Genomic DNA, 25,383 nt, shown 5'->3' with positions numbered 1-25,383 from the left:
AGTCGAGAACGGTTTCGCGAATTATTGACATCGACCCAACCGGAAACTTTCTGTGTCCAAGTCGCGATTGGAGCCACTGTGTTGATTCGACTTCATCGTAGTTCCTGAAGCAGCTGTAGGTTCAAACGTTTTAATTTTTGCTTTGGCTCTCAGATCCGCTGATTGCTATCTTTTAATATTTAAAACGCTTTGCACGGACCTTGGCATCGTGGATGCTTGCAGATCGTCACCAGCGTGACGTCGATCGCGAACCTAACCAATACGACAAATGACAATCTGGGCAGTCATTCAAAACGGATGGCAACTTCCCATTCACAGTCGCGTGACGTGCCGTCTCAGAAGGATAAAAGAGCTTGAACCTACAGCTGCTGCAGGATGTACGAGAAAGAAAAAATCGGAGCAGAAATTGTGCAAAGCTGCGTGGTGCTTTCAGGTCTTCAGAAGATATTGTGGATGCTGGCGGGTGCGGCATCGTTCGCCTTTATCGGGTTTTTGTTATCGGCTGACTACCGTGCCGCCAGCTGGCGAGATGTAAGTGAACCGCCGTTTTTTGCGGAGTTCGAACTAACAGGGCACAATGGAATGGTTTTTACAGAAGAGGACTTCGAAGGCCAGTGGATGCTGGTTTTCTTCGGCTTCACAAATTGTCCTGACATCTGTCCAACGACGCTCTCAGAGGTCGCAGCGGTGATGGAGGGTTTGGGAGATGACGCGTCAAAAGTCCAACCAATCTTCATCACGATAGATCCCCAACGAGACAACCCGACCGCACTGGCGCAGTATGTGCCAAAGTTCGACGCGGGCATCATCGGGCTCACAGGCACACCGGAACAGATCGATGAGACATCCGAAACCTTTCCAATCTTCTACGAGCGGATCGAGGAAGCTGCAGCATCAGACGGCTATACAATGGGGCATACATCACATCTTTTCCTTTTCGACACGCAAGCAGGCTTCGCAAAATCTTGGCCCTATGGCACCCCCGCTCAAGATATCCTCGCCGACCTAAGAGAGAGGCTCTGATTTTATGACCCGACTTTCCGGAGAGACTGCTCTCGGCCTGGCTTGGTTCATCGCGCTAAACGCATCTCTCGCCGTACTCTTCATCGGGGAGGTGCTGGGGCAGACTCCTTGCTTACTCTGCTGGGTTCAACGCACTTTCATGTTCCCCTTGGCCATAATTCTCGGGCTTGGGCTGTGGTGGCAGGACCGGCGCGTCGGTCGCTACGCGATCGCGCTGGCTATCGGTGGCGCCGCCATAGCACTTTGGCACCTCGGCCTCTATTTCGGGCTGATTCCCGAACGCATCCAGCCCTGCACTGCGAGCGGCCCATCCTGTACCGACGACAATCAATTGTTCTTCGGCATTCCTATCCCACTGATGGCGCTCGTCGCCTTCGCGATGATCGGTCTGCTGTCGGCTGTCTCACTGAAGGAAACACAAAAATGAAACGACGCGGCCTCATCCTGTCCGTTCTCGCTCTCGGTGCCGCCGGTTTCGGCGGTGCCGCATGGTACGCAACCCGCCCCGAGGCGATTGCCGAGGCCGCCCCCGTCGACCCGCAATTGGCCGATGGGCTGATCCGGCCCTATTCCCCGATCCTCGGCCCCGAGACGGCGCCTGTCACGATTGTCGAGTTTTTCGATCCAGCTTGCGAGGCGTGCCGCGCATTCTATCCCGTGGTCAAGGATATCATGGCTGGGCACGGTAATGCGGTACGTGTCGTAATTAGATACACTGCCTTTCACGGGGACGCTTCGGTGGAAGCGATCCGTGTTCTTGAAGCTGCGCGGATGCAGGACGTGTTCGAACCGGTGCTCGAAGCGGTCTTGCAAGAGCAGCCCCGATGGGCGTCCCATGGTGCGCCGGAGCCGGGTTTGCTCCTTGAGATTGCCGCAAGCGGAGGTCTGGATGTCGAAGCTGCCCAGACGCAGATGCTGGCCCCCGATGTTGTAGCGGTGCTGAACCAAGACCGTGCCGATGTCAAAACGTTTGGCGTGCGACAAACGCCCACGTTTTACGTAAATGCCAAACCGCTAGACCCGTTCGGTGAGGCGGAACTACGGCGGCTGGTGGCGACGGAAGTTGCGGCCAGCCAAAGTTGATACGCGGTCAGATGCAGGAGAAATTGTCGTGAAAAAACTTCCACACATCAAGGGATTGGCCTTTCTCTTGCTGCTCACGGGCCTGTCGGCCCCGGGATTTGCCGGCTCGGAGGATGTCGTCGTCGAGAGCGCGTGGTCCCGCGCCTCGATCGGCACGAGCCGTCCGGGGGCTGCCTACATGACCGTGCGCAACAGGGGTGACGACGCCGTTACGCTGACCAAAATTGCGACACCGCTGGCAATGATGCCCCAGATCCATGAGACGAAAACCGACTCCGCTGGCCTCAGTTCCATGGCGCCTGCAGGCGAGATCACGATTGAGCCCGGCCAAAGCGTGGCATTGGAGCCGGGCGGGCTGCACGCCATGCTCATGAAGCTGCAAGAGCCGATGGCCGAAGGCGAGACTTTCCCGCTGACACTGACCTTCTCGGATGGCGGCAAGGTGACGGTCGAGGTCCCAATCCTCGGGATCGCCGCGCGTGGACCAGAGGGCTGATGCAACGTCGGCAGCTCCTTCTATACGGCGCAGCCGGTGCCGGCGTCCTTGGCATGACGCTCTTCGTGGGCTGGTGGCGGGTGGACGGGCTTGGTGCGCCTGAACCAAAAGGGCAGCGGCCCCTGCCCCTATCGGCGATGGAGTTTCGGCTGACCGACCACGAGGGAAATGAGGTAGGGCCTGGCACCCTGATCGGTCGTCCGACAATGGTATTCTTCGGGTTCACCTACTGCCCGGACATCTGCCCGACGACCCTATCGGATATTTCCGGCTGGCTTGAGGAACTGGGCGACGAAGCATCAGAGATGAACGTTGTCTTCATCACGGTCGATCCGGAGCGGGACACGGTTGAGGCCATGGCCGAATATGTCGGCTATTTTCATCCGGTCATTCGTGGCTGGACGGGGCCGGAAGACCAGATTGCCCGCGCCACAGAAGGGTTTCGTGCCTCATTTGAGCGCGTCCCGACTGAGGGCGGCGGCTATACGATGAACCATACGGCAAGCGTATTCCTGTTCGATGCCGAGGGTGAGCTCGTCACGATGATCGACTATCACGAACCAAGAGAATTCGCGGTGCCAAAGATCCGGCGCGCACTGACAGAAAACGTAGAGGGGGCAAAATGAAGATAGGAACTGTCTTGGCGGCCGTGGCGGTCGCAGGCGCGATTTCGGTTGCCGGCATCGCCATCTCTGGCGTTCTGTCCAAAGAACCGGTGCCCCCTTCGATTGCTGAAGCGACCCTCTGGACTCCCGATCCGCTCACGCCGCCCCGGATTGCCGAAATCAATTCGGTCCGCCCCACACTCGCCCAGGCGGATATCGCATTCGAGTTCAGACCCGTGCCCCTCCTGACCGTTTCCCCCACAGATACCTCCTTGCCATCTATCGAGCCCTCGCTGGTCACCTGGTCGCGCGAGATTGCGTCGGGCGAGACGCTTGATGCGGTCCTCTCCGATGCGGGGCTGGATGCTTCGGATCGCGCCGAAATCGCCTTGGCGATTGGCGCGGAATACGATTTGCGCCGTCTGCGTCCGGGTCACATCGTTACCGTGGTTTCCACAACGGACGACAACCCGCGTCGTGTAGAACTCGCCGTCGAAGACGGTGTCCGGATAGAGGCGGTCTTCGGCGAACTGCTTGCCGCTCGCGTGTTGGAGCCGGACCCCGAATTGGTGACTTTCGCCGGCAAGGCGGTGATCGAGAGCTCGATTTTCGCTGCCCTGGACACGGCAGACATCCCCGCCCGTTTTGCGGTGGACCTGGCGCAGATGCTGGGCGGCACCGTGGATTTCCGTCGTGATCTCGCGGGTGGCGAGACGATGCGCCTCCTTTGGCGCGAGGCCCGAGACGGGAACAAGAGGATTGGTCAGCCTGAGCTTGCCTTCGCTGAGCTGGATCTTGGTGGATCGGTCTACGAGATCGTCTGGCCGGACGACGGCAGCGGTCAAGCGACGATCTATGTCGACGGAGAAGTGCTGCGCGTGTTTGCGCAACCGGTGGAAGGAGCGCGGCTGAGTTCCGTCTTTGGCCGTCGCACACACCCAGTCTATGGGAATGTGCGCATGCACACCGGCGTCGACTTTGCCGCGGCAAGCGGTACGCCGGTAAAAGCAACGGCGCCCGGACGCGTGAGCTTTATCGGACGTCGTGGTGGATATGGCCGGGTGGTGGAGATAGCGCATGGATCCGACACCTTGACACGATACGCACATCTCAGCGAGGTGCCGGACACACTCGAACAAGGGCAGCGAGTGATGGCCGGAGATTTGATCGGCCGCGTCGGTGCAACTGGCACCGCAACCGGCCCAAATCTGCATTATGAGGTTCTGGTCGACGGTCGCCCGACCGATCCTCTCTCTGACGACCGACTAGCAGAGGCGGCCGAGCGTGAAGCGGACGACACGGCCGCGCTTGAGCGACTGAGTGAGGCGCGTTCACTTCTGGCTGAGAGGCTCGCCAGCGAATTTGCCGAAACGACAACCGAAAGGCTTTGATCCATGAAACGATTGGCTCCCGCCCTTGCAGTCACGCTGGCCTTGTTTCCCGCGGGGCAAGCTGTCGCCGTTGCGATCCAGATTGACGTCCGAAAGACAAACGGCTGCGGCTGTTGTCACTCCTGGATGAAGCATCTGGAGGAAAGCGGATTCGCGCCGACAGGCGAGGACATGTTCGGGGGATCTCTTGTGCGCTTCAAACTCGACAATGGCGTGCCTCAGCGCATGGTGTCCTGCCATACGGCTTTGGTCGACGCCTACGTGATCGAAGGTCATGTGCCGGCATCAGACATTCAGCGTTTTCTGGATGAGCGTCCTGATGCAGTGGGGCTGGCGTTGCCGGGAATGCCCTATGGCTCGCCGGGCATGGGACCGGAAGACGATCGTGAGGCTTATGACGTCTTCCTGATCCGCGGCGATGGATCGACCGAGATCTTTAGCAGCTATTCGGCCGCTGACTGACGTATCGCCGAGACTTCAGCGCTTGGAACCTTTCTCTCCAATTACCCTTGGCTTTCTTGGAAGCCTGGCCGCCGGATCGCTGACTGCGGTCGGGGCGGTCCCAGTTCTTTTTGGGCGCATCCCGTCCCGGGCTACGCGCGATCTGCTGCTTGGCTTCGCAGCGGGTGTCATGCTCGCTGCTTCGTTTTTTTCGCTGATCATTCCAGCTCTCGACGCAGCCGAAGGACAGTTCGACAACGGTGCTCTCCCGGCGGCCATCGTTTGCGTTGCGATTCTGCTTGGCATGGGCGCCGTTGCTCTGATGAACGAACGGCTGCCGCATGAGCATTTCAAGTCGGGGCGGGAAGGCCCAGACGCCGCATCGCTGCGCCGCGTCTGGCTTTTCATCATCGCGATCACGATCCACAATTTTCCCGAAGGGCTTGCCGTCGGCGTCGGGTTCGGGGCTGACGGTTTGTCGGGCGGGTTGCCACTTGCTATCGGTATTGGATTACAGAATGCCCCCGAAGGTCTGGCGGTGGCGGTTTCGTTGCTCGGCGAGGGATATTCCAGGTTTCGCGCCTGGGGCATCGCCGCTCTGACCGGTCTCGTCGAGCCTTTCGGTGGGCTTCTCGGCGCGGGCATTATCAGTCTTTCGCAACCGCTGCTGCCTTGGGGTCTCGCCTTCGCAGCAGGTGCGATGCTCTACGTCATCAGCCACGAGATCATTCCGGAAACCCACCGGTCCGGCCATCAGAACAGGGCGACGCTCGGCCTCGCGGTTGGTCTTGTCATCATGTTGTTCCTCGACGTCTGGCTGGGATAAGCGTATGAGAACTTGCCTCTTCGTCGGTCTGCTTGCTGCTCTAATCGCCTTTCTTGTCGATCAGGCAACGAAGGCAATCGTTGTTTCCAATGCGACTGTACTTAGTTCCGGTGTATCGGTCTTTCCCGGCTTCAATCTCATCTACCTGCGCAATGACGGGGTGACCTTCGGGCTTCTCGGCGGTGCGCCATGGTGGAGCCTTGTCGTATTGGCGCTTGGCATCTGCGTCTGGTTGGCGGCCATGCTGATCCGTTCCAGCAGCCGGGTCGAGGCCATTGCCTATGGTGCGATCATCGGCGGTGCTCTTGGCAATATTCTGGACCGCCTGCGCTTTCGTGCAGTGACGGATTTCTTCGATTTCTACATCGGGACGGCGCATTGGCCTGCCTTCAACATGGCCGATATTTTTGTGGTTGGCGGCGTGGTGCTGCTCAGTGCGCCGTGGGTTGGCGCTCGACTTCAGACCGATTCATGAAGCCAGGTTTGCCGCAGTTCGTTAGTGAGGACCCAAACCTCTTCCCGCGCACAGGTCTTGCCCTTGTTGCCGGCGGATTGACGGTTTTGACCCTTCCGCCGTTTTCTTGGCTCATCGCGGTCCCTGTCTCCTTCTCCGTGCTCTTTATTGTTCTCCGGAACATCTCAACCTCGCGCGCTTTCCTTGTCGGTTGGGCTTTCGGACTGGGCCAATTCGGGATTGGAATTTCCTGGATCGCCGAGAGCTTTTACGTCGATGCCGAACGTTTCGGCGCACTGGCGATCCCAGCAGTAGTGGGACTGTCCGCCGGGCTAGCGATTTTCCCGGCCAGCGCAGCTATGCTTTTTGCCGCCATAATGCAGCATCGAGTTCTCCATGGTATTAAGGCGGGCCTTTTGCTTGCGACCTGCTGGATGGCCACGGAATGGCTGCGGGGTCATGTTCTGACAGGATTTCCGTGGAACCTTGCTGCATATGCTTTGGTCGATCACGCCGCGCTGCGACAGCCAGCGGCCTGGGTTGGAAGCTACGGCATGAGCTTTCTCACGGTCTTCATCGGCACCTTGCCAAGTGTTTTGATTGCGGTAGCGCCAAAGAGACGTCTGTCCGTTTTCGCGCTCTTTTCCGTTGCGATGACGGGTCTCTGGGGTGGCGGTACACTTTGGTCAAGTCAAGACGTTCCGCCGACAGACATTACATTGCGCATTGTTCAAGGCAATGTGCCGCAAGTCGAGAAGTGGGCACCGGGCAGCCGCAAGCGAACCTTGGAAAAATACCTGAGATTGTCTGTGCGACCCGGCCGTTTCGATCTGCTGCTTTGGCCGGAAACGGCTTTCCCCGGTTTTCTGGACGAGGACGCCATTGCGCGCACGCAAATATCTGCGGCTTTGCCAGACGGCAGGGTCCTTTTGACAGGTGCGCCGGACCGCGTAGAGGGAGATGGGGCAACCAGATATTTCAACACTGTACAAGCCTATGACGGCAGCGGTGAGATTCTGGCGGGATATGCAAAACATCATCTCGTTCCGTTCGGGGAATATGTGCCCCTGAAAGGCTTGCTGCCCTTTGAGCGGCTGACAGAAGGGTTAGGCGATTTTACGCCAGGACCAGGGCCACGCACACTGGCGATCCCTGGGGCACCTCTGGTCGGGGTGGCGATCTGTTACGAGATCATTTTTCCGGGCCAGGTGGTCGATGAGCTTCTCCGTCCTGACTGGATATTCAACGGTACAAATGATGCATGGTTCGGAACCAGCATTGGACCTGAGCAACACCTCGCTTCCGCGCGCATGCGCGCGGTCGAGGAAGGGCTTCCCGTGGTCCGCGCGGCCAACACTGGGATATCCGCGATTATCGATGCCAGCGGAGAGATCGTCGCCCGTCTCGACATCGGGCAAACTGGTGTCATAGATGCCAGGCTTCCGGCAGCGCATGCGCCCACGCCTTACGCACGTTTCGGTGATTGGACGTCGCTAGCGCTCATCTGTGCGGCCTGGGGCATAGCCTTTGCCGTCGGATTCACATGTCAACGTTTCAATCGCGAAAATACAAGATCGGAGGAATTGTGATGCTGGTGCTCGCGGGATTTGTCGGAGGTACGATTTGGGGTGGCTATCTGGCGCGGCGACGGAAAGGGGACCGCCTGGATATGCTTCAATATGCGACAAGCTCCGGCATTGTCTTCGGCTTGCTCGCCTATTTCGCCTCGTTGATCTTCTTGCGCATCATATCCTGAAACTAGTTTTGTACGGGCGACGAATTGAGACGGCTGATCCTCATTTCACTATATTTGTTCCTGTCGATTTTTGCATCAGGCTTGTTCGTTTGGGGTGCTGGCTACTTTCTGCTCAATGCCTCCGTTCCTGACTATGAAGAGAACTTTAGCGTTGCGGGTATAGAAGGCCCGGTTAACGTCCTGAGAGATGCTTCAGCTATACCACACATTTCCGCCGGCTCCGCTGCAGACAGCTATTTCGCGCTCGGTTTCGTTCACGCGCAAGACCGGCTGGGGCAATTATTGAGGGCAAGGCGGACAGCGCAAGGTTTATTGCCACTTGAGCAGATAGCTGAACTTGAACCGTCGACATCGGATGCACTCGAAGCATATGCCGCAGGTGTCAACGCCTGGCTTGGGCTGGTGTCCGAAGGCGGGCGCGGCAGAGGCGCACCTGAACTGTTGATCGCGGATGAGAGAACGATCGCGGCGTGGAGGCCCGTTGATAGCATCAATGTCGCAAACGCATTTCTGAACGATCTTCGCCCCGATAAACTTCAGAACGAACTGTCTGGATTCCCAGATAACCAGATTCCGTCAGATCGACCCGCGACACCCGAGTTGTTTGCCGCTTCTCCAAGGGTCAAACTGACTGCGTGGGCGTTGCCCGAAGATCGGACTACTACCGGAGCACCGATGCTTGCGGCGGATATCAGTGGTCCTTTGTCACTGCCGTCCGAATGGTACTTGGCAGACCTTCAAACGCCGGAAGGGGTCGCGATTGGCGCTACGATGCCAGGCGTGCCTTTCATTGTCGTTGGTCACAACGAGCGCGTCGCCTGGGCGTTCAGATCTTTTTCGCCAAATGAAATAGAAGAACCAGAAGTTTCCAAAGCTGCGCAGACAAGTGATTTCTTGATGATGCTCGACCGTCTGGCCAAGTCCGCCGGTGTGAACTATGCTCTGAACGCAACCATGAACAAGGTGCCAGATGGATTGGAGGTCCTAGCGGTCGACCGGACAACTCTGGCGGTTTGGCCTGAAAGCGAGGTCAAGCGTCCTGGATCATTTCAAGACGCCAGACTTGCAGTTCTCGATGATCGCCGGCCCGTATTCACTGTCGAGAGCGCGATTGCGGTTCAACGCGACACGGTCAGCGCTGTCGCGCGTACCCTTCTTCCGCTGATGGCAAAAGAGCTCTGGTTCGTGAGTTCCGCAAGCGACATCAAGGAGAACAAAGTCGGAAAGCTTCGCGAAGAAGTTTTGGACGAGCTTTCTCAATGGAATGGCGAGATGGGTCGCTACTCACTGGAACCGCTCGTGTTCTGGACATGGGTACGTGCTTTGCAAAGACGCATACTTCAAGATGAGTTTCCATCTGCAACTGCGGTCTGGACCAGACCGAATCCTGATTTCCTATCCGCGGTCCTTTCAGATCGAAGAGGGAGCGCAATCTGGTGCGACATCCGCCCGTCCGCCCGCATTGAGACCTGCCAGGATCAGGCTCGTGCAGCTCTGGATGATGCCATTGCCAAGCTTGTTGACCGGTACGGAAGCGATCCTTCAGTCTGGTTCTGGGGCGCGGAACACACACTGAATATGCAGTGGTCGCCAATCCAGTCGAACGGGATTATCAGCGATTTGTTGTCTCTCGAAGCGCCATACTCGGGTGACCCTTATACACTGATCGCTTCTGACAATGACCGCCCGGTCGCCTCCAGCGTCGGCACTAATTTTCAGGCAGTCATGTCGTTTTCGGATGAAAGCCTCTCCTATTTCATCACGCCTGCCGGTCAGTCCGGCCATCCGCTGTCACGTTTCTACGACAACCTGTTTCCTAGGTGGATGCAGAGCAAATACCTCGTGATGTCAACCGATCTATCTTTGGCCCGGGGTGGCGCAGTAGGAACTTCGCGACTTTCACCCTTATCCGCCTACAGCCGGGCAGTAAAACAAGGGAGGAGCCGATAATCACATATTTCCTCCTTTTCGACCCGTTTGGATATGCGATTTCGCCAGTGTCCCTTGTTTCCGTCAGCTTGGCCGCATGGTACTACATGCGCGGCCTCGCGCGATCCGCTCGTATTCGCGGGACGGTTTCTCTTTGGCGGCAGGCTATGTTCTTCGCTGGCTTGACCTGCATTTTCGTGGCCACGAATGCGTCTCTGGCTTCATTGGGGCACAGCCTCTTTTCGGTGCACCAGGTGGAACATCTTCTCCTTCGCCTTGCAGGACCACTGCTCATCGCTGTTTCGCAGCCGTGGCGCATCCTGCAAGCCGGTTTGGAAAGTCGGTGGCGTCGATACCTCGGCGCGCTGGCGAACGCCTGGTTCGTGCGGTTCATGGCGCATCCGGCAACCGCCACTGCCTTGCTCATCGCTTCGCTCTTCGTCTGGCAGATACCGGTCCTTTACGGACTTGCGCAGCGCATCGCGGCGGTCGAGCTGCTCGCACATCTGGCGATGGTGCTGGCAGGGATCTGGTATTTCGGCATGCTTTTCGACTGGAGGGATCCCCCTGCCGGTGCGCGACGCGGAGCGAGGCTGATCTCCGGTTTTGTGGTGATTGTTTCAAACATTTTTCTGGGTTCCCTCACGACACTTAAGGAGGTGGCCCTTTATGCCTCCTACCAAACGACAGGCACCGGCTTATCTGCAACTTTATCCGATGAAACGATTGGTGGCTACGTGATCTGGGTCCCATCCTCGATGGTGATGATCGCCGCGATCATTCTGGTCATGAACGGCTGGAACGCTGCGGAAGTGCGTCGCTGGGATGCGCGATACGAACTGACGCGCGCCTCGAACTCCGCCGCGCTCGAATTTCCGGAAACGGCCGAAGAGTTGCGTCTGAAGGTTGCAAAGCCAAATCGTGACATGGGCCGGACGCTCGCCCTAGGCGCGTTGGTCATGTTCTTGATCGTCATGATAACGGTGGTGACGATTGTGTATGCACTGTGATCGTTGCCATCCCGCCAGCACGCAATGCGCAGGCATGACGAGAACTGTTCACGAGGCACCTTGTCGCATCCCGCTTGCGGCTTGGCACGTTGTGATACGCGCCGAAATGATATAGCAAACCGGTATGGATGAGGGGACCGAAGCAACCGAGACGTCGGACCCTACGGCGAGCGATGTCAAGCGAACGACCAGATCGAGCAATCGAATGGTGCTCTGGATTTTGCTGTGCGTTGCCGGTCTCTTTTTCGCAACGGCCTTTGGCGTGGCGATATTGGTAAAATATGGCCCGTACTGACGCGACGATGACCCGCCGAGCGCTGCTCCGGCGCATGGGGTCCGCAGGACTGGTCGTGCCGCTGGCCGCCTGTAACGAGGCTGGATGGTATGGCGAGGATGTAAGCGGGCTTTTACCCGACCTGTCTTTCACCATGACCCGGGCTCAGGACGGGACGCGCGTGACACAGGCCGATTACGAAGGACAGGTCGTCGCGCTGTTCTTTGGCTTTAGCTTCTGCCCCGATATCTGCCCGATGACACTCTCCAACCTGTCCGCTGTGGTCGATCAGCTGGGCGAGGACGCCGCGAAACTGTCGATACTCTTCGTTACAGTGGACCCCGAGCGCGATACGCCCGAGGTGATGACGGAATACGCCGCCGCCTTCACGCCGTGCGTTGACGGGCTGATCGGCACGCCCAACCAACTGGCCCGTCTTGCCCGGCGCCTCAAAGTCACCTACAAGATCGAACCACATCAGCCGGACGACTTGACCTATGATGTATCGCACGGCAAGTCTGTCTATGTTTTCGATGCGCAAGGCGACGCGCGCGTCATATGGCCCGGTTTCGATACGCTACAGGCCGACATCGCTGGGGCCACCGGCGACATCCGCCGCGTGATGAGCGCCTGAAGGCTAAAGGTCTGCGTTGGCGGCGCGCATATTTCGCACCACCACCAAGAGGCCCAGAACGCTCATCATCGCGGGAGGAATCCAGATGACGATGCCGCCGATCTGCTGATCCGTTACCGCAGAGATCGAAGGGAAATACCGCCCGCAGAATGCGTAATAGGGAAACAAGTCCACCGTGGCGAAGGAGATGAGCGCGCCTAGAATGATCTGCGGAAACATGACGCCCACGGCCAGCGCAGCGCGCCAGCCGAAACGCAACCACGCGGGCGGCGCGGGCCGAGTGTCCAGTACCAGCGCCCAGAACAAGATGCCGTCCACCGCCATCGACCAGTTCATCACCTGGTAGAGCACCGGGTCAAGCATGGCGGCGAAATGCACCGGCGGGATCAGCCAGAACCAGAACAGTCCGACGAAGAGTATCACCGCTATGACGGGCTGCTGGATCGTGCGATAGATAACAATCACCAAGCGGCTGGCACAGAGCGCGCGCAACCATTCCGGCGCTCCCGCCAGCAGCACCGGGCCACCCGCGCTGAGCGCCAGCAGGACCGGGCCTACATGATGCATGGCGACGTGCTGCAACCGATTAGTGAAGAACATGCGCTGTGCGAGATATTCGAACCCGGTCTGCGTAACGCCCCACAACAACACCAACCCCGTCCAGAAAGCCGCCTGCCGCAATCGGCTCACGCGGTCTCCCGGCGCGGTCCGCCGGAGCCCGCGCGCGAACCAGAGCCCCGACAGCGTCACCGCGAGATAGATCAGCCACGAGAATTGATAGGGCAGGATCGCCGGCATCTGCGCCGGAAAGTAGGTGGTTAGCGCCCAGAGAGCCGCGCCAAGCAGAACGATACTGCCATAGGCCAAAGTGTCGCTTGGCAAGGCATTGGCTTCGAGTTTCTGAATGGTCATGGTCGCGATGGTCTTTTGATCGATTGGAAGACGCAACGCAAGACACAAGTATGTGGCAATTTGTGTGCCCGCCCTGTCAGAGCCTGAGGTGATGATCGGCCAATGATCAGCCGCCGGCCAAGCCTCCGCATAGCTCTGTCGCTATCGCACCGTCCCAGTTGCAGATCACTGTAATATGAGTTGTTGGTCGTAAGTTTTCGCTTGCAGCGATCGTAACTCGATCTTTGGTGTAATATTTTTGAGGTTGTTGTTTCATTTTCGCGCAGAACCTATTGAGGCGTTAAGTATCACTCTGGGAAGGCACGAGCGCTTGTTCGAATGCTTTCAGCGTTGTCTCGCTGACGTGGTGTTCAATACCCTCCGCATCGCGTTCCGCGGTCTCCTCGTCGATCCCGAGGCTCAGGAGAAACGCGACTACGATCCTGTGGCGTCGACGGCAGGCTTCGGCCAACTCCTGCCCGGCATCGGTGAGGAATATCGCGCGATAAGGTTCCCGCCGCACCAGGCCAGCAGCCTTGAGCCGCGATATGTTCTTGGTCACGGTCGGCGGCTTTACTCCAAACCGTTCGGCAATTTCCACCGGCCTTGCCTCACCGCGCGACTCGATCAGTTCCGCAATCAGTTCAACGTAATCTTCTGCCATTTCACTCTCATGCGCCTGACGCACGGTCGCGAAACCCTCAGCCTGTGATTCGGGAGCCCTTTCTACAATTTCGAACGTTTCACGTTCTTGTGATTGCAACTTTGTCATACTTGGGACTGTGCGGCGAAACAGCGGGATTGACAACTTGTTTGCTTCGGGTAGAAAACTTAGCCATGTCTAACTTTTGCCTTGGAGACCGTGGTGATGCTAAATACTATGAGAGTGCTGCTCGCCACACTCGCAAGTGCGCTCCTCCTGTCCGGACCTGTCGCGGCGACGCCGGCCAAGGAGGCGCCCTGGCTTCCCGACGCAGCGGCCTATCGGCTGACGCTCTTTCTTGGAAACCTCGCGCCTCTGCCCTGGGACGACATCAGGACCGCCTGGACGGAACCCTACCGGGGTTCGGAATTCTCTGTCGGAGCGCTGGCGTGGCTGGACCGCGAAAGCAAAATCGAGCCTGACGCTCTCATGGACGCCATGATGCGCGAAGACCGGCAGGCGGTTTTTGCCGAGGCGACGCGGCTCATCGCGCTCAGGATCGAAGAGGAACTGGACCGGTCTCTCGCGGCCGAAGAATCGGCGACAGCACAGCAGGCCGTACGAACGGCACGCGAACTCTACCGCGCGTTCGAGGACGGCGTCGCGGCCGCCGATTCGGAGGCTGCGAGACGGATCGGCCTGGCTTGGCTGGAGCTCAATAGCAGCACCGGGTTCTCTGGCGTACTTGGCGCAGGCTCAACATCTGCGGATCGCGAGACCATGGAAGCGGCGCGCACAGTGATCTCCAGCTATCTTGCGGAAAACTATCTTTTGGACAGCTTCGCTCCGCGTCGGGCGTTAAGCGCCCTGCCGGAAACCGCCGTGCTCAGCGGTCGCGCCATCGAGGTGCCGCCAAGCCTGCCACCGGGCTCCGACATCTTCGATCAGGACCCGTTGCCACTGCTCGTCCTCAATTTTGAGGAGCAGGACATCGACGAGACCGACCTGCCGCTCGTCGCTTTCGGCGACATGCTGTTCGACAGCGCGCAGATCTTCGGAAGCCCCGCGCGCGATCTCGGGATCACCTGCTCGACGTGTCACAACCGCTCGGACATCAACCAGCGGCTTTTCGTTCCGGGCGCAAGCCACCAGCCAGGCGCGATCGACGTCGACGGCGCCTTTTTCAACCCGATCTTCAACGACCGGCGCGACGACCCGCTCGACATTCCGAGCCTGCGCGGCTTGCGTTTTACAGGTCCCTACGGCCGCGATGGCCGTTTCGCCTCCCTGCGCGATTTCACCCGCAACGTGATCGTCAACGAGTTCGGCGGGGATGAACCGACGCCCTTCATGCTGGACGCTCTCGTCGCCTACATGCTCGAGTTCGACTTCCTGCCGAATTCCATGCTGACGACTGATGGCCGCCTGACCGACACGGCCCAAGCGGCCGCCCGGCGCGGCGAGGAGATCTTCAACCGGCCCTTCGCCGGGCTCGGCGATCGGTCCTGCGCCAGTTGCCACGTGCCAGACGCGAACTTCCTCGACCGGCAGGCCCACGACATCGGCTCCGTCGCGCCGGGCTACGAGGGGGCTCGCGCCGGTGCGCTGGACACGCCCACGCTGCTCGGCACGGCCTATACCGCCCCCTATTTCCACGACGGGTCATTGCCGACGCTGGCCGCCGTCGTGGACTGGTTCGACGAGACGAAATCGCTTGGGCTGACCGAGGATGACCGCGCCGATCTGACCGCCTATCTCGAGACCGTTGGCGCGGCAGACGAGCCCTATGAGGCCTTCGACACCGAGAACACCGCTTTCCGGCTGGCATTCGCCGAACTGACGACCTTCGCCTCGACAATCGATACGCTACTGCCGCGGCGGGACGCGGAGCATATCCTGCTGCTGACCGACACCGTGGCCGCGGACCTCTCGGCGGACGCCAGTACCATGTCGAACCTCCCCGCCCGGCCCGAGGTCTATGCGCTGGCCGAACGTCTGGCCGCGGTCGGCGCCGCTGTTCGCGTGGAAGACTGGGAGGCCGCTGAAGCAAGCTGGACCGCGTTCAAGTCCGAAGCCGACGCAATCGAAGAGAGGGCATTCTGATGCCAGTCCATCTGACCCGCAGAACGATACTGACCTTGATCGGCGCGGGCGCGGTGTCTTTGGCGACACCTCTCGCCGCGCAGGACGATGCACTGCGGCTTGCCTTCATCCCGCAGGAGAACCCGGAGAAGCTGCTTGGCGATATCGAGGCCATCACCGGCTGGCTGGCCAGTGAGATCGGCGTCCCTGTCGAAGGGTTCGTTACCATCGACCATGCAGCGGCGGTCGAGGCGCTGCGAAACGGCGACGCGGATATCTCCTTCATGGGCGCCCTGCCCTTCGTTCTGGCCGAGGCCGAAATCGGTGCCGAGCCGCTCCTGTCCGAAGTCTACCGCGACGCGCCGAGTTATACAGGCCGCATTTTCGTGCGGCGCGACAGCGGTATCGGCGCGCTCGTAGACCTGCGCGGGCGCGACATCGCATTCGCGGATCCGATCTCGGAATCGGGCTATCTCTATCCGCTCGCCGAATTCGTTGAGGCCGGGGTGGTTAAAGGTCCTAGCGCAGCGGAGGAATTTTTCGGCCGTGTCTTTTTCGCGGGGGGCTACCAACAAGCCATGCAGGCAATGGCCGAAGGCCTGGTCGATGCCGCGGGCGCCAGCCAGTATGCCGACCTGCTTCTGACGCCGCAGCAACAGGCGGAGGTAGCCTGGATCGCGGAAAGCGCGCCGATCCCGAGCCATTTGGTGATCGCTCGCCCGGGGCTCGATGCCGCTCTGCGGGACCGTTTTGTCGACGCAATGCTGCGGCTCAACGAGCCGGAGCACCGCAACAAGCTGGGCTTTCTTTATGGACCGGATGGCTATGTCAGGGCCGACGGGGCCGCCTATGACGGCGTACGCGATATGGCGAAGCAATACGGGCTGTTGCGATGAGCACAGCTATCGAAATAGACGACCTGAGTTTTGCCCATACGGGCGCGGACCTCCCGGCGCTGGAGCGGGTCTCGTTTCGGGTTTCGGCGGGCGAGAGCGTCGCTTTGCTCGGCCCGTCCGGGGCGGGCAAGACGACCCTGCTGGCACTGCTCGACGGCAGGCTCCAAGGCTGGAGCGGGCGGGTATCGGTTCTGGGTGCGCCGCTCGATCCCGACCTCCCGCCGCCGAGCGCGCGCCGTTCGGATACCGGTTTCGTGTTTCAGGAGTTTGCATTGGTCGAACGCTCCACGGTTCTGCGTAACGTCCTCAATGGCCGCCTGGGGCGCATGTCTCCCCTGCGCGCCCTGATGGGGTCATCGACCAAGCACGATCTGGAGATTGCGCGCACGGTACTTGCCGATTGCGGCATTTCCGATCTTGCCGAACGCAGGGTCGACAGCCTCAGCGGCGGGCAGCGGCAGCGCGTCGCCATCGCGCGGTGTCTGGCGCAGGAACCACGGCTTATTCTGGCCGATGAACCGGTAAGCAACCTCGACCCCGCGCGTGCAGGTGAGATCCTGGCGCTGCTGGCCGGGGCGGCGCAAGCGCGCGGCGCGACGGCGCTGTTTTCGTCGCACCAGCCCGACCTGGCGCGGCGTTTCGCGCAGCGCATCATCGGCATGCGGGCCGGGCGGATCGCCTTCGATGTGCCGACCTCCGAGTTGAACGATGATGCGACGGCGGAGCTCTATCGGGAGGTAGAGCCAATCCCCGGTATCGGCCTCAGGGCGGTGTCCTGATGGCGTTCCGCGGGTTTGGCGGCTTTGCGACGAGCGGTCTGATCGCAGCCGCGATCCTGTGGTCCTTCGCCACGACCGATGTCGAGTTGTCGCGTCTCATGTCGGCCGGCCCGCGCATTGCCGATTTCCTCGGTCGCATGTTTCCGCCTGACCCGACGGTGATGGCCGAGATCAAGAAGGGCAGCGCGGAAACGCTGAGGATCGCGATCCTCGGCACCCTCGGAGCTGTGGTCCTGTCCGTTCCCCTCGGCATTCTCGCGTCTGAGACGATGGTATCCCCTGCGGTGTTCCGGTCGATCCGAACGCTGCTTGCCTTCATCCGGGCGATTCCGCTGATCCTCGTGGCCATGCTCATGGTGGGCGCTGTCGGGCTCGGGCCGCTGCCCGGCATCATCGCGGTCGCCTTTCATGCAACGGGGATGCTCGCCAAGTTCTATGCCGAGGCGATCGACGGCGTGTCCCGCGCGCCGATCGCCGCGCTGGAAAGCGCGGGCGCCGGAGCGCTCGTGCGGCTCAGATACGCGATCTGGCCGCAAATGGCGCCGGTCGTCGCCCGCGACACGATTTTCCGGTTCGAGTTGAACCTGCGCGAGTCGCTGATCCTCGGCATTGTCGGCGCGGGCGGGATCGGCTTTTACATCCAGACCTACGTGCGCTCTTTCCAGTATGACAAGGCGGCCAGCGTCACGATTGCCGTCGTCGTCATGGTCATCGCCATCGAAGCTATCAACGTTGCGCTGCGCCGTCGCTTCACCTGACGATCAGGCATAGATGTCTATGGGGGTTCCGTCCCTGACCATGGCGTAGATTTCCTCGATCTGCCGGTCGGTGACAGAGATACAGCCCGCGGTCCAGTCGCGTACATTCACAGGGTCAATCCCGCGTCTTGGGCCGCCATGAATGAAGATGTCCTTTCCCGGAGATCGGCCTTGCGCCTCCGCGAACGCGATGTCGGCCTCATTGGGATATGAGATGCCGATGGAGAGGTGGAAGAGGCTGTCCGGGTTGCGCCGGTCAATCGCGTAGGAGCCCTCCGGCGTGCGGCCGTCCCCTTCGAACTGCTTGTGGCCTTCGGGCGCGAAGCCCAATCCGATGGGATAGGTCCGCAAGACATCATCCGCGCCGTCAAGAACCAGCAGCCGCTGCGCCTTGTACATACGCAGCCGGGTCACTTCGGGTCCGTTGTAGGACCGGAACTTGCTGGCACAGCCTGACAGGAGGGCGGCCAATCCGCCCAACAGCAAGACCCGCCGTGGAATTCTGGTATTCATCACTGCTCGACGCCCCTTTTGCGAGGTCTGGATGATGTCAGACGTTACTCTACCGAAACCGCCGGATCAATGACCGTGCGCCAGTGCTCCCTTCGCCATCTGCTCGCCCACCGGTTCTCCGCCTGAAGGCCCGGCCTCAACCTGATGGCCGTTCAGGAGCCGAAGTGCGTTGGCGACCACCAGCAGAGACACGCCTACATCCGCAGCAATGGCGCCCCACATTGAGGCCATGCCGAACGCGGTCAGCCCGACGAACAGCGCCTTGGTCGCCAGCGATATGCCGATATTCTGGTGGATGATCGTCATGGCACGGCGCGAATGGCCGATAAGCCAGGGTACCTTGCCGATGTCGTCGGTCATCAGCGCGATGTCGGCCGTCTCGATCGCGGCATCCGATCCGACAGCGCCCATGGCGATGGCATAATGCGCCCGCGCCATGGCCGGTGCGTCATTCACACCGTCGCCGATCATCGCCACCATGTCGTGGCTTTCGACGAGTTCCTCAATGGCCGTCACCTTGTCTTCCGGCAAAAGTTCGGCGCGCACCTCGTCGATGCCGACTTCGGCTGCCACCGCGCGCGCGGTGCGTTCGTTGTCGCCCGTCAACATCACGATGGTCTTCACACCCTGCGCATGCAGGCGCGCAACAATCCCCTTTGCATCTGGGCGGATGCGATCGCGAAGCTCCAGTACGCCGGTCACGCCGGTCTCGTCTCCCACGGCAACGAGGGTGCTCCCTGTCTCCCCGATCTGATCCCGCAGATCCGCCGGAATGGCATTGCCGAACCCTTTCTCTTCGGCGAACCGATCCGAGCCGAGCCAGATAACGCGCCCGTCGGCGCGTCCTTCCAGGCCGCGCCCGGGCACGGTGCGGGTGTCCTCTGCGGCAGACACGGAAACACCATCGGCTTCGGCACGCGAGAGGATGGCGCGTGCCAGCGGGTGTGAAGACCGCGCCTCCAGGCTTGCTGCCAGCGCCATGAGATCGCGGGCGGAAACGCCGATCAGCGGGTGAACCGCCGCCACCTCAGGCTCGCCCATGGTGATCGTCCCGGTCTTGTCCATCGCCAGTGCCGTGGTCCGCCCCGGCGCCTCGACATAGGCGCCGCCCTTGATGAGCACCCCCGCCCGTGCCGACGCGGTCAGCGCCGCCACGATGGAGACCGGCGTAGAAATGACCAGCGCGCAAGGACAGGCGATGACCAGAAGGACCAGAGCATTGTAGAACCAGTAGTCCCAGGCGCCGCCGAGCAGCAGTGGCGGCACCAGCGCGATGGCGATCGCCAAAGCCATCACGATGGGTGTGTAGATGCGCGCGAACTTGGCCACCCACTGTTCGACCGGCGCGCGGCGGGCATGGGCATCGCCCACCATGCGAATGATTTTCGCGAGCACCGTATCCGAGGCGGCCTTCGTCGCCCGCACCGTCAGTGTGCCCTCGCCGTTGATCGTGCCGGCATAGACCTCTTCGCCGGGTTCCTTGGGTACTAGCGCGCTTTCCCCAGTAATTGGGGCCTGATCGACGGCCCCTGCCCCGTCCACGACCTCACCGTCGAGGGGGATACGGTCGCCGCCGCGCACGATAAACCTTGCATTGACTGCCACAGCCGCAGCCGGAACGTCGGATTCCGATCCGTCTTCGTAAAGGACCCGCGCCGTTGGCGGCGCCAGATCGAGGAGCGCGGAAACCGCGTTACGCGCCCGCCCCACGCTCCAGCTCTCAAGATAGAGAGAGAGCGAAAAAAAGAAGGCGACCGTCGCAGCCTCAAAAAACTCTCCGAGGCTGATGGCGCCGGCGACGGCCAGCACCATGAGCAGGTTCATGTCGGGGCTAAGCCTCCGCGCCGAAGACCAGGCCTTGGGCGCGACAAGCCAAACTCCGAAAAGAATCGCGAGGGCGAAGATCCCTGCTTCCGCCATGGGCATCGGCACATCGCCATGGCCCGCAAAGAGCCCGAGCGCGCCACCCATGCCGGTCTCGACCATGTGAAAAAGGAATCCCGCCCCCCAGAAGCCGCCGCTCAACGAGGTAAAGCGCTTCTGACGTGCCAGATGCGCCGCCTGGTCCTCTGCTGCGTTGTCGGCATCCCAAGGCTTCGCGCTCATGCCGGTCGTTGCGACCAACTGCGTGACCTCGTCGTCTGGTATCCTCTTGGCGCTATCGAGGATGGTCATTCGCCCGTTGATAACGTCGAATGCCAGGTGTTCGGTTCCGCCCACTTTCGGCCCGACAACCCGGTTCAGGATCGCCACCTCTTCGGCGCAATCGAGCCCGGATACCTGAAAGCTCCTTCCGCCGGACGGCGCTAGCCCAGCCGACGCAACATCTCTGTTCGCATCGCAACAGGATTTGCCTGTTGCGTGAGGTTGCTTTTGATCACTCCGGTGGCTGTGATCGTTGCGGTTGCCATCAAAAGACATGGATTGACCTCGGGATTCATTGATTCCACATTGCTATAGCTCCTAAAGCAACTAGAGCATCAAGAGTTAGAATAGGACGTTTCATGCAGAAAATTGCAGCGTCCGAACGTTCACCGCACCACTAAGGCGCGATGAAATCAGAAAGAGCGGGTTAAAAATGCAAAAACGACAAGCGCCTATCATTGCAGCAATTCTGGTACTCGCCGGCTGCGCGGTGCCGCCGACAGATGATGGCGCTCAGAACAAGGTTGGCAATGTTCCCGCGTCTGTAGCGGCCCTTGCTGCACCCGGTCAGGATCTCACGTCGGCTCGTCGACTTCCGGAAGATGGGTGCTACTGGTATCAGCACAGTGGACCAGTAGAGACCACTTTGGTACCTCTTCGCGCGGCCGGCGGCGGACCAATCTGCACGTCTCTCCAGTCTTGATTTGCTTGTCCAGAGGGTCGCGGATGCGTCGAGTTCAGTGCACGCCTTCAACTTTGCGCTGTCACACTATCCTCGGCCGAGTAAAGAAACGCTGTCGAACCTATCTTGACGTTGGGATAAAGTTCGTTGATGTGAGCCATGACCATCCGGACGCAGCCAGAACTTGCGCGACCGCCGATGCTTTTTGGATACGGTGTGCCATGGATACGTAGATAGCTATCCCTACTGCCGACAAAAAGATAAAGCGCACGTGACCCAAGTGCGTTGGTCGGGCCAGGTTCCATACCATCTGCGTATTGCTTGTACTCCGGATTGCGTTCAATCATGTTTTTGGTTGGCGTCCAATGAGGCCATTTCACCTTCCGCTTAATCGTATAAGTTCCCGGCTCATAAAGGTCGCCCTTTGCAATGGCCACGCCGTAGCGCATTGCAGTTCCACCTTTTTCGATGTGATAGAGGTATCGCGCCACTGCGTCCACGTGGATGTCGCCCGGCACGAGATTGCGCTTCGCGACGACGCGCTGCGGCAAAAACCTTGGATGCAGACCCCATGGGTTAGTCGTGGCTGGCTCGTAGCCGAACGGTGTGACTTGCTTGTCCCAAGCCGCCTTTTGTGATTCTGTTGGCCACGTATCGGCAAAGAGCGGCTGACCGATTGAGGCCGAGAATAGCGCAGTCGTTGTTTGGATGAAGTGGCGTCTCGTCAGCATTTTTCTGTTTCCTTCGCAAGATTTTACTAAAGGATAAAATATATCCTTATCGTGCCTCTACTTACCCAGGTAAGGAATAAGGCATCGTCAGCAACCTTCCCAAGGTCTAGTTCGGTACATTTGCGTCGTAACTCCTAAAGCTCCTAAAGGTTCAAGAAAAAAGTTCTGCGAACACGGTTCCCACTAACCCAGCCTCGTCGCGTGAAAAACCAGCTGATCCAATTACTTCTCAAGGGGCTGACGAAGCTCTTTTCAACATATTTCCGAGCCACAGCCTCTAGTCAGGGTCAGATAGGCTAGCGATTGGTTGATCCTTGCGAAAGTAGGCTTCGACGTGAAAAATTGGTCCAAATTCTGCATGCGAACAGGATACGATTGCATCATTCATGTGGGTATCAAAACCTCACGGTGTGAGACATGCACCGCGTACTTTCGTTTCGCTGACCTCAAGTTGCAAACGACTTTTTCAAATGCCGTTCAGTTTGGGGTAAAGATAAACGCGTGCACCTATCGCAACACGATCGTACAGGTCCTTTACGTGCTTATTGGTGAGGCGGGCACATCCGTTTGAAACGGCCGACCCGATGGTTTCTGGTGCATTGGTTCCATGGATTCGAAGATAGGTGTCTCGGCCGTCATCATCGTATAAATAGATCGCTCGCGCGCCGAGAGGATTATTCGGTCCTCCCTTCAAACCGTTTCTAAATCGTGCATACTTATTCGGCTCTCTTTGGATCATGGCGTTGGTCGGCCGCCACCACGGCCATTTGGCTTTGCGCGCTACTGTGAACACGCCTGATTCGTACAAATCCTTGCGTCCAACTCCTACTCCGTAGCGGATCGCCATACCTTCTTCGAGCATGAAATACAAAAAAAAATCATCCGGTACTAAATGCAGATCTCCGGGCAGCCAATCCGTCCGACGTGCGTTTACCAGTTGAGGAAGAAAGCGCTCTGGAAAAGAGGGTTGACTTGCTGCACCAATCGTAGGAGCCAACATGCTGGCTGCACTGGTAGATACGAACACTCGCCTGCTAAAGCCTTTCATTTTGATGTACCCTACTAGTTTGCGTTGCATGAAATTGCGAACACATTGCGTCGATATGTAGAACACACGATCGTGTGTTCACAACTGCGAGCTGTTTGACTGTTGCTCCGAGGATACGATCCGAACTTTCGGAAGGGTTATTTGCCCAAAGCATGCCGAGCACTTAGTGGATATCTGCGTGGCAATCCTCAACACCGCTCTCCAGCGTGATACAATCTTGCCTATTCGGTCACGGGCGATAGTGGCGAGACGCTCAAGTACTTCGATAGAAACGTGTTCGTAAACTTGCTCCTGATTTTGCATCCAAATCACGAGCGAGAGCTACTGGAAAGGCCACTACGTGTGAACGATGACTTTTCGAAGGTTGGATATTGCTTCAACCTATCGTGAGTCCAGCGTCAAGATGTGGTTTCACACCTGTGCCCAACGTAGGTTCGACTCAGTAAAAAGCTTGGCGCTTGATGCGCGGTCCCGCCTCGCATATTCCGGCGCCAAATCTGCTGAGAAAGGCACGCCTTATATGACTCTGTCCACAATCCTGCGTATCGACAAAATCCTGCTCGGCATTGTCGCCGCCGTGCTGTTACTTTCGGTCGTTATTTATTTCTACAGCACCGACTATTTCTCGCTCACCTACGCGCGTGAAGACGGCTTGGTGGAATACAGCACTGCTCTCTTTCTCTGCGTGGCCAGCGTCGTCCTGGTGATGAACGCGCGGTCGCTAAAGGCGCGCGGCGCGGGCCTCGCCTTCGCCTGCACGCTGTTCTATGCGCTTGTCTTCTTCTTTGCCGCCGGCGAAGAGATTTCCTGGGGCCAACGTATAATCGGCTGGGAAACCGGCGAGACCTTCGAGGAGATGAATAAGCAGCAGGAAACGAACCTGCACAACCTGATTGTGCCCACGCCTTGGGGCGATTTCCACCTCGCCAAGACGCTCTTCGGTCCGATCCTAACGTTAATCGTGCTGGTCTACATTACCGTGCTGCCACTGCTCTACTTGCGCGTCGGCTGGATCAAACGTGCCGCCAATCACATTGCCGCCCCGGTGCCCGGCACACGTCACGCAATGCTCGCCGTTACAGCAAGCCTGGTGATTGCGGTCATCGACGTTCCTCGTAAATGGGAGGTCTACGAGTTGGTCTTCTCGCTCCTGGCAACCTCGATCTTCCTCCTGCCGCAGAACAGTAAACACACGACTTTCTTGGAGGCGTGATATGAGCCGCGCCGGGTTTGCCGGAGGCTGATTGATCTTAGCTACGCGGCCATGTCTGATGTTTCCAGGGTCGCGTAATAGTTTGCTTCGACCTCTCTTGGCGGAATGTATACGATGGGTTCGAGAAGACGACGGTTGTTGAACCAATTCACCCAATACAGGGTCGCGTATTCCACTGCATCGAAACTGCGCCATGGCCCGCGTCGGTGGATGACCTCAGCATTGAACAGGCCATTGGCCGTCTCGGCCAGGGCATTGTCATAACTGTCGCAAACGCTTCCCACGGAAGGTTCTACCCCGCCTCTGCGAGTCACTCGGTATAGCGAATGGACAGATATTGCGATCCGCGATCCGAGTGAAGCACCAGGCCTGATCCGGGTTGTCTCTGAAGAACGGCCTGTTGGAGGGTGTAAGGTGCGGTTACTCGTGGGACATCCCGTTTGTTGATTATAGCTTCTCTCTGAGCGCTTCGTAAGACGTCTTGACGCCAACGGTAGAAGCTGGATCGACCTATCCCGAAATAGCGGCAAGTCCTCGCGACGTGACCGATCTCCTCCGCATGTCGAAGTATCCTCAACTTGCGTTGGTCCTTGGTCATGAACATCTCCTTCTTCCCAAACCTCGGAGGTTAAAGAAAATGTCCCGCGAGTAACGGCATATCTACATTGCTCGGCTACCTCCGTAGCGCTTGATTTTATTGCCTCAAATCGTTGGGGCCGGGCGTGTTCGCCTCGGCCCCATTGTCTATCTTCACTTCATCTGCGTGACAGTAAGCTTTCCCTCAACCCGGTCGGCAACGAACTCGATTTCCTGACCCTCCGCCATCTTGGCCATCATTGCTTCGTCAGCGCGGAACACCATGGTCATCGCGGGCATATCAAGGTTAACGAGAGGGCCGTGAATGATTGTGACTTTGCCGGCCTCCGCGTCGATTTTCTTGATGGTCCCGCTCGTGTACTCCACGTCAGCCTGAGCTATCTGGTCACCGACCGCTACCTCACGGTGCATGCCGGCTTCGTAGTGGCCCGGGATCAGGCATGCTGCTTCGAACGTACCAGAATTCGCGAAAGTCCAGACAAC

At 59.1% G+C, this 25,383-nt stretch carries 27 protein-coding genes and 2 pseudogenes; 20 read left to right on the top strand and 9 right to left on the bottom strand.

The features are described from left to right. The first annotated feature begins 453 nt into the window (after positions 1-453). From RBB18_RS16575 to RBB18_RS16510, 14 genes are all read left to right on the top strand, one after another. Positions 454-1,023 (top strand): SCO family protein, encoded by a 570-nt coding sequence (locus tag RBB18_RS16575; RefSeq protein ID WP_172977597.1) that lies wholly within the window; start codon positions 454-456, stop codon positions 1,021-1,023. A 4-nt stretch (positions 1,024-1,027) separates the two neighbouring features. After that, positions 1,028-1,450 (top strand): disulfide bond formation protein B, encoded by a 423-nt coding sequence (locus tag RBB18_RS16570; RefSeq protein WP_057796587.1) that lies wholly within the window; start codon positions 1,028-1,030, stop codon positions 1,448-1,450. Next, positions 1,447-2,106, top strand: a complete 660-nt coding sequence (locus tag RBB18_RS16565) for a thioredoxin domain-containing protein (protein ID WP_057796586.1) — start codon at positions 1,447-1,449, stop codon at positions 2,104-2,106. Before RBB18_RS16570 ends, RBB18_RS16565 begins: the two co-directional genes overlap by 4 nt. Before the next feature lie 28 nt (positions 2,107-2,134). Further along, on the top strand, positions 2,135-2,602 hold the full coding sequence (locus RBB18_RS16560) for a copper chaperone PCu(A)C (protein ID WP_236544576.1): 468 nt from the start codon (positions 2,135-2,137) through the stop codon (positions 2,600-2,602). After that, positions 2,602-3,228, top strand: a complete 627-nt coding sequence (locus RBB18_RS16555) for an SCO family protein (RefSeq protein ID WP_057796585.1) — start codon at positions 2,602-2,604, stop codon at positions 3,226-3,228. The genes RBB18_RS16560 and RBB18_RS16555 overlap by 1 nt, the downstream gene beginning before the upstream one ends. Continuing rightward, a complete protein-coding gene (locus RBB18_RS16550) occupies positions 3,225-4,598 on the top strand; it encodes a M23 family metallopeptidase (RefSeq protein ID WP_057796584.1) in 1,374 nt (457 codons plus the stop codon). The genes RBB18_RS16555 and RBB18_RS16550 overlap by 4 nt, the downstream gene beginning before the upstream one ends. Positions 4,599-4,601: 3 nt before the next feature. Further along, positions 4,602-5,060 (top strand): DUF411 domain-containing protein, encoded by a 459-nt coding sequence (locus RBB18_RS16545; protein ID WP_057796583.1) that lies wholly within the window; start codon positions 4,602-4,604, stop codon positions 5,058-5,060. Between the two features lie 22 nt (positions 5,061-5,082). Continuing rightward, the gene (locus tag RBB18_RS16540; protein WP_057796582.1) at positions 5,083-5,865 is read left to right on the top strand and encodes a ZIP family metal transporter; all 783 of its coding nucleotides are present in this window, start codon (positions 5,083-5,085) and stop codon (positions 5,863-5,865) included. Positions 5,866-5,869: 4 nt separating this feature from the next. Further along, positions 5,870-6,340, top strand: a complete 471-nt coding sequence (gene lspA, locus RBB18_RS16535) for a signal peptidase II (RefSeq protein ID WP_057796581.1) — start codon at positions 5,870-5,872, stop codon at positions 6,338-6,340. Further along, positions 6,337-7,908: an apolipoprotein N-acyltransferase gene (gene lnt, locus RBB18_RS16530; RefSeq protein ID WP_057796580.1), complete on the top strand. Its 1,572-nt coding sequence runs from the start codon at positions 6,337-6,339 to the stop codon at positions 7,906-7,908. Before lspA ends, lnt begins: the two co-directional genes overlap by 4 nt. Next, positions 7,908-8,075: a hypothetical protein gene (locus RBB18_RS16525; RefSeq protein ID WP_057796579.1), complete on the top strand. Its 168-nt coding sequence runs from the start codon at positions 7,908-7,910 to the stop codon at positions 8,073-8,075. The genes lnt and RBB18_RS16525 overlap by 1 nt, the downstream gene beginning before the upstream one ends. Before the next feature lie 24 nt (positions 8,076-8,099). Next, positions 8,100-10,025, top strand: a complete 1,926-nt coding sequence (locus RBB18_RS16520; protein WP_057796578.1) for a penicillin acylase family protein — start codon at positions 8,100-8,102, stop codon at positions 10,023-10,025. 47 nt (positions 10,026-10,072) lie between these two features. Next, positions 10,073-11,014: a cytochrome c oxidase assembly protein gene (locus RBB18_RS16515; protein WP_236544575.1), complete on the top strand. Its 942-nt coding sequence runs from the start codon at positions 10,073-10,075 to the stop codon at positions 11,012-11,014. Between the two features lie 302 nt (positions 11,015-11,316). Next, positions 11,317-11,922, top strand: a complete 606-nt coding sequence (locus RBB18_RS16510) for an SCO family protein (RefSeq protein ID WP_236544574.1) — start codon at positions 11,317-11,319, stop codon at positions 11,920-11,922. Between the two features lie 3 nt (positions 11,923-11,925). Here the strand turns inward: RBB18_RS16510 and RBB18_RS16505 are convergent, their stop codons facing one another. Both RBB18_RS16505 and mntR read right to left on the bottom strand, forming a co-directional pair. Beyond that, positions 11,926-12,834 (bottom strand): cytochrome c oxidase assembly protein, encoded by a 909-nt coding sequence (locus RBB18_RS16505; RefSeq protein ID WP_057796576.1) that lies wholly within the window; start codon positions 12,832-12,834, stop codon positions 11,926-11,928. Between the two features lie 280 nt (positions 12,835-13,114). Further along, a complete protein-coding gene (gene mntR, locus RBB18_RS16500; RefSeq protein ID WP_057796575.1) occupies positions 13,115-13,585 on the bottom strand; it encodes a manganese-binding transcriptional regulator MntR in 471 nt (156 codons plus the stop codon). Between the two features lie 96 nt (positions 13,586-13,681). Here mntR and RBB18_RS16495 point away from each other — a divergent pair, with 96 nt between their 5' ends. The 4 genes from RBB18_RS16495 to phnE are packed head-to-tail and all read left to right on the top strand — an operon-like array spanning position 13,682 to position 17,971. Then, positions 13,682-15,559, top strand: a complete 1,878-nt coding sequence (locus RBB18_RS16495; RefSeq protein ID WP_306111487.1) for a cytochrome c peroxidase — start codon at positions 13,682-13,684, stop codon at positions 15,557-15,559. Then, a complete protein-coding gene (locus RBB18_RS16490; RefSeq protein ID WP_306111488.1) occupies positions 15,559-16,434 on the top strand; it encodes a phosphate/phosphite/phosphonate ABC transporter substrate-binding protein in 876 nt (291 codons plus the stop codon). Before RBB18_RS16495 ends, RBB18_RS16490 begins: the two co-directional genes overlap by 1 nt. Further along, complete coding sequence (locus RBB18_RS16485) at positions 16,431-17,213, top strand: phosphonate ABC transporter ATP-binding protein (RefSeq protein WP_103911573.1); 783 nt, start codon at positions 16,431-16,433, stop codon at positions 17,211-17,213. The genes RBB18_RS16490 and RBB18_RS16485 overlap by 4 nt, the downstream gene beginning before the upstream one ends. Further along, the gene (phnE, locus tag RBB18_RS16480; RefSeq protein ID WP_306111489.1) at positions 17,213-17,971 is read left to right on the top strand and encodes a phosphonate ABC transporter, permease protein PhnE; all 759 of its coding nucleotides are present in this window, start codon (positions 17,213-17,215) and stop codon (positions 17,969-17,971) included. Before RBB18_RS16485 ends, phnE begins: the two co-directional genes overlap by 1 nt. A 3-nt stretch (positions 17,972-17,974) precedes the next feature. Here phnE and RBB18_RS16475 read toward each other — a convergent pair whose 3' ends face one another. Together RBB18_RS16475 and RBB18_RS16470 are read right to left on the bottom strand one after the other, a co-directional pair. Next, the gene (locus RBB18_RS16475; protein WP_108895388.1) at positions 17,975-18,484 is read right to left on the bottom strand and encodes a murein L,D-transpeptidase family protein; all 510 of its coding nucleotides are present in this window, start codon (positions 18,482-18,484) and stop codon (positions 17,975-17,977) included. 66 nt (positions 18,485-18,550) lie between these two features. Continuing rightward, complete coding sequence (locus RBB18_RS16470; RefSeq protein ID WP_306111490.1) at positions 18,551-20,737, bottom strand: cation-translocating P-type ATPase; 2,187 nt, start codon at positions 20,735-20,737, stop codon at positions 18,551-18,553. 325 nt (positions 20,738-21,062) lie between these two features. Between RBB18_RS16470 and RBB18_RS16465 the strand changes: the two genes are divergently transcribed. Further along, the gene (locus tag RBB18_RS16465) at positions 21,063-21,332 is read left to right on the top strand and encodes a hypothetical protein (protein WP_082631145.1); all 270 of its coding nucleotides are present in this window, start codon (positions 21,063-21,065) and stop codon (positions 21,330-21,332) included. A gap of 47 nt (positions 21,333-21,379) precedes the next feature. On the opposite strand, the gene RBB18_RS16460 is transcribed toward RBB18_RS16465, so the two are convergent. Together RBB18_RS16460 and RBB18_RS16455 are read right to left on the bottom strand one after the other, a co-directional pair. Continuing rightward, positions 21,380-22,042 (bottom strand): L,D-transpeptidase, encoded by a 663-nt coding sequence (locus RBB18_RS16460; protein WP_306111491.1) that lies wholly within the window; start codon positions 22,040-22,042, stop codon positions 21,380-21,382. Positions 22,043-22,508: 466 nt separating this feature from the next. Next, a complete protein-coding gene (locus tag RBB18_RS16455) occupies positions 22,509-23,042 on the bottom strand; it encodes a L,D-transpeptidase (RefSeq protein ID WP_144435632.1) in 534 nt (177 codons plus the stop codon). A 568-nt stretch (positions 23,043-23,610) separates the two neighbouring features. Here RBB18_RS16455 and RBB18_RS16450 point away from each other — a divergent pair. After that, positions 23,611-24,303 carry a hypothetical protein gene (locus RBB18_RS16450; RefSeq protein ID WP_057796561.1) on the top strand — a complete coding sequence of 231 codons (693 nt, stop codon included), beginning with the start codon at positions 23,611-23,613 and terminating at the stop codon, positions 24,301-24,303. 41 nt (positions 24,304-24,344) lie between these two features. Here RBB18_RS16450 and RBB18_RS16445 read toward each other — a convergent pair. From RBB18_RS16445 to RBB18_RS16435, 3 genes and pseudogenes are all read right to left on the bottom strand, one after another. Further along, positions 24,345-24,709: pseudogene (locus RBB18_RS16445) on the bottom strand (IS3 family transposase); the annotation flags it as partial. 126 nt (positions 24,710-24,835) lie between these two features. Beyond that, positions 24,836-24,901, bottom strand: a pseudogene (locus RBB18_RS23205) (hypothetical protein); the annotation flags it as partial. A 152-nt stretch (positions 24,902-25,053) separates the two neighbouring features. Then, on the bottom strand, positions 25,054-25,383 hold a 330-nt coding region (locus tag RBB18_RS16435; protein ID WP_306111492.1), incomplete at its 5' end, for a copper-binding protein.

The organism is Roseovarius sp. MMSF_3298 (assembly GCF_030733705.1).
Classification (GTDB): Bacteria; Pseudomonadota; Alphaproteobacteria; order Rhodobacterales; family Rhodobacteraceae; genus Roseovarius; species Roseovarius confluentis.
Note: the sequence above shows the minus strand (reverse complement) of the source record. Positions and strands in the feature narration are given on the sequence as shown.